Source organism: Staphylococcus sp. AS1337 (assembly GCF_051408735.1).
Lineage (GTDB): Bacteria > Bacillota > Bacilli > Staphylococcales > Staphylococcaceae > Staphylococcus > Staphylococcus xylosus_B.
In genome coordinates this window covers 284,322-300,459 of record NZ_JBOIHZ010000003.1, presented here as the reverse complement: position 1 = coordinate 300,459, position 16,138 = coordinate 284,322, and the positions used below count along the sequence as shown (strand labels likewise).

16 protein-coding genes are annotated in these 16,138 nt (G+C 33.6%); 13 read left to right on the top strand and 3 right to left on the bottom strand.

Translation table 11 applies throughout. The features are described 5' to 3' along the window. The first annotated feature begins 88 nt into the window (after positions 1-88). From ahlS to ACSUE0_RS06905, 6 genes are all read left to right on the top strand, one after another. A complete protein-coding gene (gene ahlS, locus ACSUE0_RS06930; protein ID WP_436956700.1) occupies positions 89-937 on the top strand; it encodes an AhlS family quorum-quenching N-acyl homoserine lactonase in 849 nt (282 codons plus the stop codon). 62 nt (positions 938-999) lie between these two features. Beyond that, a complete protein-coding gene (locus ACSUE0_RS06925) occupies positions 1,000-2,130 on the top strand; it encodes a zinc-dependent alcohol dehydrogenase family protein (protein ID WP_436956699.1) in 1,131 nt (376 codons plus the stop codon). A gap of 70 nt (positions 2,131-2,200) precedes the next feature. Then, a complete protein-coding gene (locus ACSUE0_RS06920) occupies positions 2,201-3,523 on the top strand; it encodes a PTS sugar transporter subunit IIC (RefSeq protein ID WP_436956697.1) in 1,323 nt (440 codons plus the stop codon). An 18-nt stretch (positions 3,524-3,541) separates the two neighbouring features. Next, complete coding sequence (locus ACSUE0_RS06915; RefSeq protein WP_436956695.1) at positions 3,542-4,438, top strand: DUF7916 family protein; 897 nt, start codon at positions 3,542-3,544, stop codon at positions 4,436-4,438. 25 nt (positions 4,439-4,463) lie between these two features. Next, the gene (locus tag ACSUE0_RS06910) at positions 4,464-4,784 is read left to right on the top strand and encodes a PTS sugar transporter subunit IIB (protein ID WP_119614161.1); all 321 of its coding nucleotides are present in this window, start codon (positions 4,464-4,466) and stop codon (positions 4,782-4,784) included. Positions 4,785-4,797: 13 nt separating this feature from the next. Next, on the top strand, positions 4,798-5,127 hold the full coding sequence (locus ACSUE0_RS06905) for a PTS lactose/cellobiose transporter subunit IIA (protein ID WP_436956693.1): 330 nt from the start codon (positions 4,798-4,800) through the stop codon (positions 5,125-5,127). A gap of 202 nt (positions 5,128-5,329) precedes the next feature. On the opposite strand, the gene ACSUE0_RS06900 is transcribed toward ACSUE0_RS06905, so the two are convergent. Genes ACSUE0_RS06900 through ACSUE0_RS06890 form a run of 3 tightly spaced genes read right to left on the bottom strand, consistent with a single transcriptional unit; the run spans position 5,330 to position 8,558 of the window. Beyond that, entirely contained in the window at positions 5,330-6,544 is a 1,215-nt protein-coding gene (locus tag ACSUE0_RS06900; protein ID WP_436956691.1) for a NupC/NupG family nucleoside CNT transporter, read from the bottom strand. 9 nt (positions 6,545-6,553) lie between these two features. Further along, positions 6,554-7,465, bottom strand: coding sequence for a pseudouridine-5'-phosphate glycosidase (locus tag ACSUE0_RS06895; protein WP_436956689.1), 912 nt, complete (start codon positions 7,463-7,465; stop codon positions 6,554-6,556). Continuing rightward, positions 7,449-8,558, bottom strand: coding sequence for a carbohydrate kinase (locus ACSUE0_RS06890; RefSeq protein WP_119614165.1), 1,110 nt, complete (start codon positions 8,556-8,558; stop codon positions 7,449-7,451). The genes ACSUE0_RS06895 and ACSUE0_RS06890 overlap by 17 nt, the downstream gene beginning before the upstream one ends. Before the next feature lie 482 nt (positions 8,559-9,040). Here ACSUE0_RS06890 and ACSUE0_RS06885 point away from each other — a divergent pair, with 482 nt between their 5' ends. The 7 genes from ACSUE0_RS06885 to ACSUE0_RS06855 all read left to right on the top strand — a co-directional run bounded on the left by ACSUE0_RS06885 (position 9,041) and on the right by ACSUE0_RS06855 (position 15,565). Next, positions 9,041-9,841 (top strand): amino acid ABC transporter substrate-binding protein, encoded by an 801-nt coding sequence (locus ACSUE0_RS06885; protein WP_119614166.1) that lies wholly within the window; start codon positions 9,041-9,043, stop codon positions 9,839-9,841. Next, positions 9,825-10,544, top strand: coding sequence for an amino acid ABC transporter permease (locus ACSUE0_RS06880; RefSeq protein WP_436956687.1), 720 nt, complete (start codon positions 9,825-9,827; stop codon positions 10,542-10,544). Before ACSUE0_RS06885 ends, ACSUE0_RS06880 begins: the two co-directional genes overlap by 17 nt. Continuing rightward, on the top strand, positions 10,541-11,272 hold the full coding sequence (locus ACSUE0_RS06875) for an amino acid ABC transporter ATP-binding protein (RefSeq protein WP_119614168.1): 732 nt from the start codon (positions 10,541-10,543) through the stop codon (positions 11,270-11,272). Before ACSUE0_RS06880 ends, ACSUE0_RS06875 begins: the two co-directional genes overlap by 4 nt. Before the next feature lie 226 nt (positions 11,273-11,498). Further along, the gene (locus ACSUE0_RS06870; protein WP_119614169.1) at positions 11,499-13,442 is read left to right on the top strand and encodes a BglG family transcription antiterminator; all 1,944 of its coding nucleotides are present in this window, start codon (positions 11,499-11,501) and stop codon (positions 13,440-13,442) included. Between the two features lie 13 nt (positions 13,443-13,455). Further along, positions 13,456-13,896, top strand: coding sequence for a PTS sugar transporter subunit IIA (locus tag ACSUE0_RS06865; RefSeq protein ID WP_119614170.1), 441 nt, complete (start codon positions 13,456-13,458; stop codon positions 13,894-13,896). A 5-nt stretch (positions 13,897-13,901) separates the two neighbouring features. Continuing rightward, complete coding sequence (locus ACSUE0_RS06860; RefSeq protein ID WP_017723851.1) at positions 13,902-14,186, top strand: PTS sugar transporter subunit IIB; 285 nt, start codon at positions 13,902-13,904, stop codon at positions 14,184-14,186. 23 nt (positions 14,187-14,209) lie between these two features. Continuing rightward, entirely contained in the window at positions 14,210-15,565 is a 1,356-nt protein-coding gene (locus ACSUE0_RS06855; protein WP_436956684.1) for a PTS ascorbate transporter subunit IIC, read from the top strand. Positions 15,566-16,138 lie beyond the last annotated feature (573 nt).

Below are 16,138 nucleotides of genomic sequence, written 5' to 3'. Positions count from 1 at the left end.
ATTGAATTTTAAAATAAATAAAAAATTGATTTTTGTAAACGTTTACAATTATAATGTAATTATACAATTTGAAAAGGGGTGTATCGTGATGGTGAATGTGAATAAAGAACGCATGAAAATGTATGTTTTAGATAATGGACGTATGAAAATGGATAAGAATTTGATGATTGCTAATTCAAATCAAGCTACTTTAGACAGCCCTGAAGCCAAAAATGAAATGCACGAATTTCCAATTTACACAGTGTTTATAGATCATCCTGAAGCTAAAATATTGTTTGATACTGCATGTAATCCCAATGCAATGGGTGAGAATGGTAGGTGGATTAATGCTACTCAAAAAGCATTTCCTTATTTTGCTGATGAATCCTGTCACTTACCAAATCGTTTGGAACAAATCAATGTGGATCCAAAGGAAGTGGATTTTGTGGTGGCGTCACACTTACATTTAGATCATGCAGGTTGCTTAGAATATTTTATCAATGCAACCGTTATCGTTCATGATGACGAATTGAATGGAACGATGCAGACTTATGCTCGTAATCAACAAGAAGGTGCTTATATTTGGGCTGATATCGATGCATGGATTAAGAATAACTTAAAATGGAGAACGATTAAAAAAGAAGAAGATAATTTGAAGCTTGTAGAGGGGGTTCGTATTTTAAATTATGGTAGTGGCCATGCATGGGGAATGGTTGGTTTAGAGATAGAAAGTGCTGAGCTTGGTACTATAATATTAGCTTCCGATGCAATTTATACGAAAGAGAGCATGGGAGAGACGTTAAAACCTCCAGGTATTTTATATGATTCAATTGGTTGGACTAAATCAGTAGAAAAAATTAAACGTTTAGCCGATGAAAAAGGTGCGCAAATTTGGTTTGGTCATGATAGAGAGCAATTTGAAGGATTAAGAAAATCTACTGATGGATACTATGAATAATATTCTTTTAACATTAGTATTTATTGTAATTATTTAGACACATAAATCAAGGAGGCTTTTAAATGAAGATAAGAGCTGCAGTATTACATGAAATGGGAAGCATAGAGCCATACGCTAAAAGCAAGCCTATAACTATAGAAACATTAGAACTATCTGAACCTAAAACTAATGAAGTGTTGATAAAAATTGGTGCTACAGGATTATGCCACTCAGATTTGTCCGTAATAAACGGTAGTCGTCCTAGACCTATGCCAATGGTATTAGGTCATGAAGCGGCAGGAGAGGTTATACAATTAGGACCTGACGTTACAGATTTTGAAAAGGGGGATCATGTCGTATGTACATTTATTCCTAGTTGTGGTCACTGTATCCCATGCAAAGAAGGACGACCAGCACTATGTGAAAATGGTGCAGCTTCTAACGAAAAAGGAGAAATGTTAACAGGTGGTTTTCGTTTACAGTCAGAAGATGATCAAACGATGTATCATCATTTAGGTATCTCGGGGTTTGCGGAATACGCAGTTGTTTCAACCAATTCAATTGTTAAGGTAGATAAGGATATCCCCTTTGAAAAAGTAGCCATATTTGGTTGCGCAGTGATAACAGGAATTGGTGCAGTTATAAATACAGCTAACATTAGTGCAGGGAGCACAGTAGCAGTTGTAGGATTAGGTGGTATTGGGCTTAATGCTATTTTAGGTGCTCGTCTTGCAGGTGCAAGTGAGATTATAGCATTAGATATAAATGAAGATAAATTTAAGTTAGCACAGTCATTAGGTGCAACAGCAGTATTTAACTCAGGAGATGATAATGTAGTTGAAAATGTTAAAGCCTATGCAAGTGGGGGTGTTAACTATGCTTTTGAAACTGCTGGAGTTGTGCCAGCAATGGAAGTTGCTTATCAAATAACAAAACGTGGTGGCACGACTACTACAACTGGTCTGCCTGACCCAAAGCATAATTTTTCTTTTCCACAAGTCACACTTGCAGCAGAAGAACGCACAGTTAAAGGTTCATATGTAGGGAGTTGCGTCCCTGAACGAGATATACCAAGGTTTATAAATTTATATAAACAATCGCGTCTACCTGTAGATCAATTATTAACAGATACTTTATCATTAGACGAACTAAATGAAGGCTTTGACCGTTTAGCTCGAGGAGAAGTGGCACGCTTAGTGGTGAAAATCACTTAAAGATAATTCATCTATACTTTTATAGAAATTTTAAATATGTTTTCAGTTTGGGTTTATAAGGGGTGTTAATGTGAGTAAGCTAAATGACACATTAGAAAAGTATTTGTTACCTACTGCTTCAAAACTGGGGTCTAATAAAATTTTAATTTCATTAAGGGATGGGATTATAGTTGCAATGCCTTTAATTATCATTGGCTCATTATTTTTAGTTATCAGTGGCATTGCAGTACCGGGATGGATTGAATGGCTAGAATCAAAAGGTATTCAACCATATTTAATGAAAGCAGTTAATGGTACGTTCGGGTTAATGGGATTGGTAGCAAGTTTTGGAGTAGCACATAGTATTGCACGGCAATACAATACAGATGGTGTTTCGGCTGGGATAATTTCTATGTCTGCTTTTTTAGTTGTGACACCAAAAGTAATGACTGGCGGAAAGACACCAGAAGAAGCGATCCCGCAGATGTATATGGGGAGTCAGGGGCTATTCGTTGCTTTAATTGTTGGTATTATTTCAGGTTTAATATTTCAATGGTTTATTAATAGAAATATAAGAATAAAAATGCCTGATCAGGTCCCACCAGCTGTCTCTAAAAGTTTCAGCGCATTAATACCAGGAGCTGTAATCATTATTATGTGGCTAATTGTCTATATAATGCTAGATAATTTACCTTTCGGTAATATTCATGAACTTATTGTCAATACATTGGGTGTTCCATTGAGTCTTATGGGGGGCACTTTGATTGGAACAATTATCTTAGTTGGTCTCAATAGCGCATTTTGGTTTGTAGGTATCCATGGTGCCAATGTAGTTAATGCTGTTATGCAACCGATATGGTTGAAAAATATAGATGAAAACCGTCTAGCATATCAAGCTAATCCACATGGTGAATTACCGCATATTATTACACAACCATTTATAGATAATTTTGTGTTTATGGGTGGCGGTGGTTCAACCATTGGTCTGGTAATTGTGATTGCAATTTTAGCATTTAAGAAACGCTCTAGTAAGATTACGAAGACAATGGCACCACTGACACTAATGCCGGGTATATTTAATATTAATGAGCCTACATTGTTTGGTTTACCAGTAGTGTTAAATGTGAGACTTATCGTGCCGTTTATTTTAGCTCCAATGATTAATGCAACAATAACTTATTTTGCTATGGCAAGTGGATTGGTACATCTTACAAATGGTACAGCGATGCCTTGGACGATTCCACCAATAATAAGTGGATTTTTAGCAACGGGTCATTACAGTGGGTCTGTGATTCAAATGGTATGTATCCTAGTAGACATTTTACTTTATTATCCTTTTTATCGGTCAATGGAAAAATATAACCTACAGTTAGAACAAAAAGAAGCAGAGAATATGAAGAAAACTGAAGAATAAAAATAAAGGGGAGATAATATGGTGAAAAGATTAATAAGTGCAAATGCTTCAGAAATAGTAGAAATGACATCTGATGAATTAAAACAAAGTATAAAGGCAAGTGATGGTCGTGTTGTACTAGCGGAAAATGTCGTAACTCGCACACCTGTTATTCCTGATATTACGAATTCAGAGCTATCAAGAGCATTTGGAGCAGACTTGATTTTATTAAATGGACTAGATGCATTTGATCCCAAGATTGTAAATATAGATAAGAATAAGCATGTCATTAAAGAATTAAGAAGACTTGTAGCCAGACCAATTGGTGTGAATTTAGAACCAGTAGATATTCAAGCAACAATGACAGAAGAGAAGTTAAATATAAGTGAAGGTAGACAGGCAAGCCCGAAAACAGTAAAAGCATTAGAGCAATTAGGCATAAATTTTATTTGCATGACAGGAAATCCAGGTACTGGGGTGTCTAATGAAAGAATTGTCAATGCTATTTCAGATACAAGAGCAAATTTTAGTGGATTAATTATAGCTGGCAAGATGCATAGTTCAGGTGTCGATGAACCCGTAATTACGAAAAAATTTGTAAATAAATTTATAGATGCTGGTGCAGATATTATTTTATCTCCATCAATTGGTACTGTACCAGGTTTTGATGAAATTCAGTTAAAAGAAATAGTTAAAGCAGTTCATCAACATGGTGGTTTAGTTATGTCGGCAATTGGCACAAGTCAAGAAAGTTCTGATCCAAGCACAATTAGAGATTTTGCAATTCGTAATAAAATTTGTGGTGTAGATATACAGCATATTGGTGATGCAGGATTTGGAGGGTTAGCTCCAGTAAATAATATATTTGAGTTAAGTAAAGCTATTAGAGGAGAAAGACATACGGTATCAATGATAGCAAGGTCAATTCAGCGTTAAAAATAAAAATAGAGGAGGTATTTATATGGCTGAAAAAACAATTATGCTTGTTTGTGCAGCAGGGATGAGTACAAGTATGCTTGTTCAAAAAATGCAAGAAGAAGCAGAAAGTCAAAACTTAGATAGAGATATTTTCGCGGTTTCTACTTCGGAGGCCGATCAAAAAATTGATGATGGCATTGTCGATGTGCTGTTACTTGGGCCTCAAGTGCGTTTTAAAAAAGAAGAATATAATAAAAAGTGTAGTAATAAAAACATACCAGTGGATGTTATTGAAATGAGAGATTATGGCACGATGAATGGTGCCAATGTGTTAAAAATAGCAGAACAGTTAATGGCTAATTAGAGGTGGTGAATATATGACTGAACAAGAACAAGATTTAGAATTTGCCATGTCACTTATAGCTTATAGTGGTGATGCGAAAAGTCATGCAATGGAAGCGATTTTCGCTTCGAAGAAAGGCAATTTTAAGGAAGCACAACAAAAGTTAGAGCAAGCTGAATCATCGATACTTGAAGCTCACCATATACAAACTAATATGTTATCGAAAGAAGCGCAAGGTGAAAATATAACAATGACATTATTGACAGTGCACAGTCAGGATCATTTGATGACTGCTATTACTTTTAAAGATCTTGCCCAAGAGATGATTGATTTATATAAAATTGTAGGAAAAGTTTATAAATAATAGAAAAAGCACATTTCTATAAATGAAGTGGAAATGTGCTTTTCTATTATTTATATGTAAAAAACCATACGCATAGCGTATGGTAAAGTAACAGTAGTTAGGTGAGAAATCCTTTTTGATTACTATGGTAATTGGCGGGTATGACGTATGGTCATATTTTAATTTTCAATGATGTATGAAAGTATTTGGACGATAATAAGTTTTATAATACTAAACCAATCATAGATGCTGAAATGATAGAAGCTAAGGTAGAACCGAGTAATAAACGCATAGCAAATGAAGCGACTTTATTCCCTTGTTCGGTACTAAATCCTTTTATTGATCCAACAATAATGCCAACTGTACCAAAGTTAGCGAAACTAACAAGATAGACTGAGATAATACCTTGGGTACGGTGTGAAAGAGTATTGGCTAATTTTTGGAAATCTAGCATAGCAACGAATTCATTAGTAATCAATTTTGTAGCCATAATTGAACCAGCTTGAACTGCTTCATGCCAAGGTATTCCTATAATAAAAGCGATTGGTGCAAAGATGAAACCAATTAATTGTCTAAAGTCTAACCCGACTAAGTTGAATAATACAGTGATAGCTTCCATGAGCGAAATGAATGCTAGTAGCATAATAGCAACACTAACAGCAATTTTAAAACCATCTGTAGCACTATCACCAATCATTTGAAAGAAAGGTACTTTTTTAGGTTTTGTAGTATTGTTCTCATGCACGTTGCTATTAGCCGTTAAATTTGATATTTCAACATCTTTGTCATCGGATTTATACGGATTAATTACACTAGCAATAATTAATGCACTGAAAATATTAAGCATCACAGCAGTAACAACAAATTTAGGCTCGAGCATTTGCATATAAGACCCTAACATCGCCATACTCACTGCACTCATACCAGAAGTAGTTATTGTATATAATTTAGCTTTAGATAGTTTCGGAATCATTTCTTTAATAGTTAAGTAAACTTCTGGCTGACCTAACATAGATGTAGAAATAGCAAAATAACTTTCTAAACGCCCCATACCAGTTACTTTATTGATGATGATGCCAATATATTTGATAATAAAAGGAAGAATTTTAAAATAATTCAACACACCTATTAATACTGAGATAAATACTAAAGGAAGTAATACAGTAATAAAAAATGTAGAAGCCCCCTTATTTTGCAAACCACCGAATACAAAATCGATACCAGATTTACTAATATCTAATAAAGATTCAAAAAATGAGCCTAGCGTTGTTAATGTTGTTAAACCAATAGTTGTATTCATCATAAATAATACAATAATTACTTGAATGATTAACATAGTTAAAGGCTTTCTAAATTTAATGGCTTTTCTATCGTAACTAAAAATAAAAGAGATTATTAATGCGAATAGAATACCAGTAATAGAAAATAGAATGGACATTTAAATCACCTACAATTGAGTGAAAGCAACAGCTATTTTAGCTCCTAGAACTGCATTGTTTTCAACAAGTTTTATATTTGTTTCTAAACTCTTACCTTCAGATTTTTCGACAATTTTCCCAAGTAAAAATGGTGTGGAATCCTTTCCACTAATTCCTTTTTCCTCCGCTTCTTTTACAGCATCTGTGATAATGCAATCAATATATGATTTAGATAACGCATGTGCTTTGGGTACAGGATTAGCAACAACGATACCACCACTTAAATCTAAATCATTTTTAGCTTTACAAATTTGAGCAATAGTCTCAGGTGAGTCTGCTGAACTGTTTAATTTAATACCGCTTTCAGGAGTGAAAAAGGCAGGCAGTTCCCCGGTTTGATAACCAATCACAGGTACGCCTTTTGTCTCAAGGTATTCAAGTGTTTTTGGTAAATCTAAGATCGATTTAGCTCCTGCACAGATAACAGTGACATTGGTTTGTCCTAATTCTTCTAAATCGGCTGAAATATCCATAGTTTGCTCAACACCTCTATGTACGCCACCAATTCCTCCAGTAACAAAGAATTGAATATCTGCTAATTCGGCGCAAATCATTGTAGATGCAACCGTCGTTGCACCGATACGTTTAGTAGCAATAATTTCTGCTAAATCTCGACGTGATACTTTGGCAACATCGTCATGTTTAGCTAGTAATGTCAGTTCTTCAGGTTCTAAACCTATTTTAATTTTCCCATTAATTAAGGCGATGGTTGCAGGTATTGCACCATTATTCCTAATAATTTGTTCAACATTTTTAGCCATCTCAACATTTTGTGGATAGGGCATGCCGTGTGAAATGATAGTTGATTCTAAAGCAACTATAGGTTTATTACTATCCATGCCTTGTTGTACTTCTTGTGAAAATTCAATGTATTGTTTCATCTTTATACTCCTCCAAATCTCTAAATAATTGTTTTTTATCTAAATTTTGACGAACGGTGTAATTTGTTTCTATCGTTTTTCTGGCATTTATCATGCCAGCGTTTAGTATGTCATCTATACCTAAACCATTTAGCCAACTGAAGACCACTGCACTAGAAAATGAATCGCCTGCTCCTGTCACATCTACAACCTCATTTGAACTGAGAACGGGTTTAATGATTTCTGTTTTTTTATCTTTATAGATAAGTTCTTGAACTCCATTTGTGATGATTACTTTAGAGACACCATTATCTATCCATTTTTGTGCAGCATTTTTCATATCATTTGTGTTTTGGATTTTTATATTAAAATAAGCTTCTGTTTCATCTCGATTTATAATAAGCCAGTCTATTGCGTGTAATGAATCAGGCATATGTTTCATTTTTGGTGATGATACAGGTATGATTACTAGTTTAATGTTATGCTTCTCAGAATATGCGCACAGAAAATCAATGGCAGGTTTACTTAAATTTAAATCTGCGATAATACATTTGGCTTTAACTAGTAAATGTGTTCGTTTAATTAAAAATTCGGGTGTGATATAGTCGTAAACTTCCATATCAGCTAAGCCGTATTGCATATTACCATCATTGTCTATGAGCGCAGTGTAAGAGCCAGTGTTTGCATTTTCTATTTGTTGCACATGATCTAGGTTCATGAAAGGACTTGATAATTTGTGTATCATGTCCCACTCACTGTCATTACCACTGGTAGATAAAAATGCTACGGTTTCACCCATTCGACCAAGATTTTCTGCAATATTTCTAGCTACACCACCTATAGAACGTGTAGAAGTTACAGGATTGGAAGTTTCTAGTTGCAATGTATGATGGACGTAAAACTTTCTGTCTAAGTTAGCAGCACCAATACATACAATAGGATAATTTTCGTTTAAGACATAGGCTTTACCTAAGACATATTCTTTGCGGATTAATCCTGAAATAATATTAGCTACTGCAGGTCTTGATAAACCAATTGATAGTGCTAATTCTTGTTGAGAAATAAATGGATTGTCTTGTATGCGTTTCAAAACCTCTCTTTCATTACTATTCATAGGTGAGACCTCCTTTTTATAAAATTTAAACAATTGTTTGAAAATAAACTTTTGTTTGTATTTAAGCGAAGTCTAGCATGTAATTTTACATTTGTATACGCTTACAAAATAAAGTTGCGAAAATTGTGACAATTAAAAGGGGCCTTTGTCACATATTTGAAATAAGTGAAACCATTGATACATTAAGGTTTTAATCGGTATTGTTTTTATAGAATAATATCGTTATTTTATTTTTGAAAATTATTTTCAAACGTGAACAACGTCTATTATGAGTGTGAAATTATAAAATAAAAATAAAGATGAAATGTATTTTCTATAATGAAATATTTAAGAAAGAAAAAGAATGATAAAATTGCAAGAAATTTAAATTATATGAAATTTAAAAAAATATTATCTTATAGATAAAAATCTATTGACTAAATAGTGGGATAGGAATAAACTAATTTTAATCCGATAAGAATAATAAGAATAGAGGGCGAGAAATGAAAAAATTATTAATGGTGTTAATTACTTTAATTTTGGCAGTGACGCTGGCAGCATGTGGTAATGACTCTTCAAGTAAAAAAGATAGCGAAAGTAAAAATAAATCAGTTAGTGAGAATAAAACATTTGTAGTGGGAACAGAAGGAACTTATGCGCCTTTTTCGTTCCACGATAAGAATGATAAATTAACTGGCTATGATATAGATGTAGTGAAAGCAGTAGCTAAAGAAATGGACTATAAAGTTAAATTTAAAGAGACTCAATGGGATTCAATGTTTGCAGGATTAGATTCAGGTAGATTTAATGTTGTAGCTAACCAAGTTGGTATTAACGATGAACGTAAAGAAAAGTATAAATTCTCTGAACCATACACTTATTCTAAAGGTGTATTAGTAGTAAATAAAGATAATACAGATATCAAATCATTTGATGATGTTAAAGGTAAGAAATTAGCACAAACATTTACTTCAAACTATGGTAAATTGGCAAAATCTAAAGGTGCAGAACTTACAAAAGTTGATGGATTCAACCAAGCAATGGATTTATTACAATCAAACAGAGTAGAGGGTACGTTTAACGATAATATTTCTTACCTAGATTATAAAAAACAAAAGCCTAATGCCAAAGTAAAAGTGATTGAAGGGAATGCTGAAAAGAGTCAATCTGCTTTGACTTTCAGTAAGAAGGAAGACGATGAAACAATCAAAGAAGTTAATAAAGCAATGAAAAAATTAAAAGATAATGGTGAATTAGCAAAAATAAGCGAAAAATGGTTTGGTGAAGATGTTTCTAAACCTTAATTCAGAGCAACAACATGCATTAGATGCAGCTGGACAAGCCTTTATGCCAATGCTTGAAGGATTGGTGAAGTTTTCAATTCCCATCACATTAGTGACTTTTGTTTTAGGATTGGTTATAGCACTAGTAACTGCATTAATGCGCATATCAACAAGCCGTATTCTTAGAGGGATTGCACGTTTTTATATTTCAATCATTAGAGGAACACCGATGATTGTACAATTATTCATTATCTTTTATGGTATCCCTGAACTCGGCAGATTATTAACTAACAACTCAGAAAATCAATGGACGTTAGCTCCAGTAATAGCAGCAATTATTGGTTTGTCTTTAAATGTAGGGGCGTATGCATCTGAAATTATTCGTGGAGGCATCATGTCTATTCCAAAAGGACAGACAGAAGCAGCGTATTCAATTGGTATGAATTACCGTCAAACGATTCAACGTATTATACTGCCACAAGCAATAAGAGTTTCAGTTCCTGCACTAGGTAATACGTTCTTAAGTTTAATTAAAGACACATCGTTACTCGGTTTTATACTTGTTGCTGAAATGTTTAGAAAAGCACAAGAAGTTGCATCGATGACTTACGAATATTTAACAATTTATTTACTCGTTGCACTGATGTATTGGGTTGTATGTTTTATTATTTCAATCGTCCAGAACTTTTACGAATCTTATCTTGAAAGAGGGTATCGTTCATGATTGAACTGCAAAATATAAAGAAAACATTTAATGATAAAGAAGTGATTAAAGGTATTGATCTAAAGGTAAATCAAGGAGAGGTAGTTACCTTTATTGGACGTTCAGGTTCTGGTAAAACTACTTTGTTACGAATGATTAATGCACTAGAATTACCTACAGAAGGCGCCGTTTACGTCAATAGTGAAACTTATGGCAATAAAGATAAAAAATCACAAATTAAAGTACGCAAACAGTCGGGTATGGTTTTTCAAAGTTATAATCTCTTTCCTCATAAAACGGCATTAGAAAATGTCATGGAAGGGCTAATTACTGTTAAGAAAATGAAAAAAGCTGAGGCGCAACAACAAGCGCTAGCACTTTTAGAGAAAGTGGACTTAACAGCTGTAAAAGACCAAAGACCTAACGCCTTGTCTGGTGGACAACAGCAACGTGTTGCGATTGCGAGAGCTTTGGCGATGAATCCAAAAGTTATGCTCTTTGATGAACCTACCTCTGCATTAGATCCAGAGCTGGTAAACGATGTATTACGTGTAATTAAAGACCTAGCAAACGAAGGAATGACCATGATTATAGTTACGCATGAGATGCGTTTTGCTAAAGAAGTTTCGAATAAAATTGTGTTTATCCATGATGGTGTTATTGGTGAGTCAGGAGCACCAGAACAAATTTTTAATTACCCACAAACGACAGAGTTGCAACGCTTTTTAAATATGCTTAGAGAAGCGTAAAATAAGTAATGCTTGAATGAGATGGAAGCTAAATAGCTGAAATCTCATTTTTTTATTTTTAAAAATAATTATTATAAAAATGTATCGACTATACAAATATCATTATATAATTTGTTAACAGAATGTAATTTTTGATGTGCAACTTTTCGTATTAGTAGGCGAAGAAGATTACACATCCACAATCAAAAGAAAGCGATTACAATATAAATGTAAGGAGGTTGCTAATATGTTAAGCAAGAGGCAGTATCATATTTTGACGTTCATTATTGAACGTGAGACTTTTGTGCAAATTAATAATTTAGCAACACATTTCAATGTTTCAGAGAGAACTATTCAATATGATCTTGAATACATTGAAGATATGGCGAGTAAATTAGCTTTAACGATTCAACGAAGCAAATATGACGGTATTAAAATCACAACATCTTCAGAACAATTAAAGGCTGTAGAACCTCAATATTTGTCAACGTCTATACATTATTCTAAAGACGAACGATTACTGTATATTACTTTGAAACTCTTTGAATCTACATCACCTACAGCTTCACATGTATTGGCAAACATGGTTTCGGTGACTAGACGTACGATAGTGGAAGATTTAAAACGCGTACAGCAATGGCTAGATCACCACGATTTACAGTTGAAATATGAGAAGAATAAGGGGTTCTTAATTAAGGGTGATGAAAGTGCATATCGTAAAGCATATGCAGAAATGGTTTGTGAATATTTTCAAACACATACGCATCAAATGGGTCATCATTTGTTTTCGAATCATGAATTAGAACAAATTCGCTTAAGTGTCGCTTCGGTATTGATTGATTCAAATTATCAACTCGTACAGAGTGCTATTGATGGATTAATTTACCACATTTTAATTGCAATTCATCGGGCGAATGAGGATTTTATTTTTGAGATTCCAGACAAAGAATATAAGAAGTTGCAAAAGACAGAACAATTTCAAATAGCCTTACAAATTAAAGGGAAATTAGAACAAATTTTTAAGCTTCATTTTCCAAAAAGTGAAGCTGCCTTTATTACTTTACATCTGCTAGGTGCAAAGACTTCAGAAGTAAATCGGTATCATCGTGAAATAGACGATTTGGATATTTTAACGGAACAACTGATTGAGCGTATGAGCGGAGACTTGGGGTTAGACTTAATGTCAGATAGTAAGTTGTTAAATGGTTTGATTGTTCATTTAAGACCGGCAATTCACAGGTTGAAATTTGATATGACACATGATAATCCTTTGAAAAAAGAAATTATTCTGCAATATCAACAACTGATTGAAGGTATAAAAAAGCATATATGGGGCATTGAAGAAAATTATAATATTGAGTTTGATGATAATGAACTAACTTATATTACCTTACATTTTGCCTCAGCAATTGAGCGTATTTCTACTGTGACAACAAATAAAATCAAAGTTGTATTGCTATGTGGTTCTGGGATAGGGACTTCGCAGTTATTAAAAAGCAGAATTGCTCATATTTATCCAGAGCTCGAAGTCGTTGATGCATATTCTATATATGAAATAGATGAAAGTATGTTAAAGCATGAGGGAGTTGATTATATTATTTCTACCGTCCCTTTCAATCAAGTAACAGTACCTGTGATTAGGGTTTCGCCGTTTTTAAATAAAAATGATCGTGTTCAATTAAATGAAATTATTAATCACTCTAGAGAACGATACATTGATGATTTACGTGGTATTGGTCCAACTCTAGAACAGGTGTTACCACAATCGAGGATATTGACACAGCAGCCAGTACTTTCACGTGATGATGCGATTAAACAAGCTGTATCCATGCTAGAAAAAGATGGTGTAGTGGACAGAGCATATGCGACTGATATCATCCAACAATTAGATGCGTTTGGGCCTTATATGGTGATTAGCCCTCATATCGCATTGATTCATGCAAAGCATGATCATGTACAACAATCAGTGGGTTTTAGTTTGATCCAATATGAAAATGGTGTTCATTTTTCACATGATCAATATGATCCAGTATACATTGTCATTACTTTAGCTACAGCACAACCTCAAATACATCTAAATGCGTTAAGGCAACTGAGTACACTAATTATGGATGAAGCCGCAAGAGAAGCTATATTTTCAGGAGATATAACAACTATTATGCAATACATTAAGCATGTAAGCCAACGGTAAGGAGAGGATATAGATGAGTTTGGAAATACTGTCTGCAGATAAGATACAAATACTAGATAAAGTAGAAACGTGGGAACAAGCAATAACAATAGCTGCGAACCCCTTACTTATACAAGACTATTTTGAATCAAGTTATGTTACAGCGATGATTGACAGTGTGAAGGAATTAGGACCTTATATCGTTATTGCACCTGAAATTGCAATTGCTCACGCAAGGCCTAATGATGATGTGAAACATATTGGGTTAAGTTTATTAAAATTAAATGAGCATATTAATTTTTCAGAAGAGGGACACTTTGCATCACTTATATTTGTACTTAGTGCTGTAGATAACGATGGCCATTTGGCTATTTTAAGAAGCTTAGCAACTAAATTAGGTAATCAAGATACAGTAAATCAATTGTTAGCAGCGCAAGAAATTAATGAAATAGTAAATATATTTAAAGGAGAATGAGAAAAATGAAAATTTTAGTAGTTTGTGGTCACGGTTTAGGAAGTAGTTTTATGGTGGAAATGAATGCACAAGAAGCGTTGAAAAATATAAATGCGCCATCTGATATTAAAGTAGAACACAGTGATGTTATGAGTGCTAGTCCAGATATGGCAGACTTATTTATTTGTGGTAGAGACTTAGAGGAAAATACTAAAAATTTAGGTGATGTAATTGTATTAGATAACATTTTAGATAAAGAAGAATTACAACAAAAATTAAATGATAAATTAAGCGAACTGAATATCTTATAAATAAAATGTAAGGGGGCAGTAAAATGAAACCAATACTTGATTTTATTGTTGATGTATTGAGTCAACCAGCGATATTAGTTGCACTAATTGCATTTATCGGGTTGATTATGCAGAAGAAATCGGCGACAGATATTACATCTGGAACAATTAAAACAATTCTCGGATTTTTAGTGTTAAGCGCAGGTGCAAATGTAGTAACACAATCACTCGAACCATTTGGAAAAATATTTCAACATGCATTTGGTGTACAAGGTGTAGTGCCGAATAACGAGGCCATTATATCAATTGCGTTAGAGCAGTATGGTACAACTGCAGCACTAATAATGGTATTTGGTATGATTGTAAATATTATTATTGCACGTATTACTAACTTAAAATATATTTTTTTAACTGGTCATCATACCTTCTATATGGCAGCATTTTTAGCAATATTATTATCTGTCGGCAATATTACAGGTACTTTGACGGTAATTGTTGGAGCTATTATTTTAGGATTGATAATGGCTATATTACCCGCATTGGCGCATCCTACAATGAAAAAAATTACTGGTAATAACCAAGTTGCTCTAGGTCATTTTGGCACGATTAGTTATTGGGCAGCTGGAGAAGTTGGGAAACTATTTAAAGGTAAATCAAAATCTACAGAAGAAATTAATTTCCCGAAAGGTTTAAGCTTTTTGAGAGAAAGTACGATTAGTATTTCTTTAACAATGACATTATTGTATTTTGTTGCGGCATTATTTGCAGGACCGACTTATGTACATAGTGAGATTAGCAATGGACAAAACTTTATTGTATTTTCACTAATACAAGGTGTGACATTTGCTGCAGGTGTATTTATTATACTAACAGGGGTGCGCTTAATTTTAGCCGAAATAGTACCGGCGTTTAAAGGTATTTCAGAGAAATTGGTACCTAATACAAAGCCAGCTTTAGACTGTCCGATTGTCTTCCCTTACGCACAAAACGCTGTGTTAATAGGATTCTTTGTCAGCTTTATAGTTGGTGTAATTGGTATGTTTATCTTATTCTTATTTGGTGGTGTCGTGATACTTCCAGGTGTTGTTGCACACTTCTTCTTAGGTGCAACTGCGGGTGTCTTTGGTAATGCAAGAGGAGGTATTAAAGGGGCAGTTGCAGGATCTGCTTTAAATGGATTGTTGATTACGTTCTTGCCATTACTGTTTTTACCTTTCTTAGGAGATTTAGGGGGAGCAGCGACGACATTCTCAGATACAGACTTCTTAGTTGTAGGTATTGTCTTTGGTAATATCGCGAAATTCCTTGGACTAATTGGCGTCATAATTTTAATTTTAGTAGTTGCAGCTTCAGCTATCATTTTACAAAAACGTACTAATGAAAAAGAAGTAAAAGAATAGTAGCAAAAATTATAATAAAATAGTATATATTTTAGGATGAGTGGAACAAAAATCTAATTTATTTAAAAAGATTTCATCTTACCAGTTAGCTATGCAATATAATGATTGAGGCTGAGACGGTTTATTTATAAATTGTCTCAGCCTCTTAACTATTCTTTTGGAAGAAGATGATTGGTAAACAATATAAGTGAGCTAATCCATTATAAGAATATAAAGTTTAGTTTCACGGGCCTATTTCATATGTTATTGATAATAGTATAGCTCATACTTTAAACTGTTAGTTCAAAACTTTCGTCAATTAAATCAGTTATATAATGGAGGTTACTTATTTCTCTCAAGTTAATAGTAATCCAAGTGGTTTTATTCATATGATACGCCTTATAAATACCTTTTTTCCGTTAATGGTCCAATAAAAGCTTTATCAACTTTTACATTCAAAACATCAACTTCTTCAAAACTTTTAAGCCCTAATTTATCTTCTGTAATATTCATAATTAAACCAAACCATTTTTAATTTTTATTATGTCTTAAAGTGGCAAAATGAGGAAAATTTTGCCATGGATAATCCGGTTT

Coding starts and splice junctions, on each gene's coding strand:
- ahlS (WP_436956700.1), top strand. CDS start 89: ATGGTGAATGTGAATAAAGAACGCATGAAAATGTATGTTTTAGATAAT.
- ACSUE0_RS06925 (WP_436956699.1), top strand. CDS start 1,000: ATGAAGATAAGAGCTGCAGTATTACATGAAATGGGAAGCATAGAGCCA.
- ACSUE0_RS06915 (WP_436956695.1), top strand. CDS start 3,542: ATGGTGAAAAGATTAATAAGTGCAAATGCTTCAGAAATAGTAGAAATG.
- ACSUE0_RS06910 (WP_119614161.1), top strand. CDS start 4,464: ATGGCTGAAAAAACAATTATGCTTGTTTGTGCAGCAGGGATGAGTACA.
- ACSUE0_RS06905 (WP_436956693.1), top strand. CDS start 4,798: ATGACTGAACAAGAACAAGATTTAGAATTTGCCATGTCACTTATAGCT.
- ACSUE0_RS06900 (WP_436956691.1), bottom strand. CDS start 6,544: ATGTCCATTCTATTTTCTATTACTGGTATTCTATTCGCATTAATAATC.
- ACSUE0_RS06895 (WP_436956689.1), bottom strand. CDS start 7,465: ATGAAACAATACATTGAATTTTCACAAGAAGTACAACAAGGCATGGAT.
- ACSUE0_RS06890 (WP_119614165.1), bottom strand. CDS start 8,558: ATGAATAGTAATGAAAGAGAGGTTTTGAAACGCATACAAGACAATCCA.
- ACSUE0_RS06885 (WP_119614166.1), top strand. CDS start 9,041: ATGAAAAAATTATTAATGGTGTTAATTACTTTAATTTTGGCAGTGACG.
- ACSUE0_RS06880 (WP_436956687.1), top strand. CDS start 9,825: ATGTTTCTAAACCTTAATTCAGAGCAACAACATGCATTAGATGCAGCT.
- ACSUE0_RS06875 (WP_119614168.1), top strand. CDS start 10,541: ATGATTGAACTGCAAAATATAAAGAAAACATTTAATGATAAAGAAGTG.
- ACSUE0_RS06870 (WP_119614169.1), top strand. CDS start 11,499: ATGTTAAGCAAGAGGCAGTATCATATTTTGACGTTCATTATTGAACGT.
- ACSUE0_RS06865 (WP_119614170.1), top strand. CDS start 13,456: ATGAGTTTGGAAATACTGTCTGCAGATAAGATACAAATACTAGATAAA.
- ACSUE0_RS06860 (WP_017723851.1), top strand. CDS start 13,902: ATGAAAATTTTAGTAGTTTGTGGTCACGGTTTAGGAAGTAGTTTTATG.
- ACSUE0_RS06855 (WP_436956684.1), top strand. CDS start 14,210: ATGAAACCAATACTTGATTTTATTGTTGATGTATTGAGTCAACCAGCG.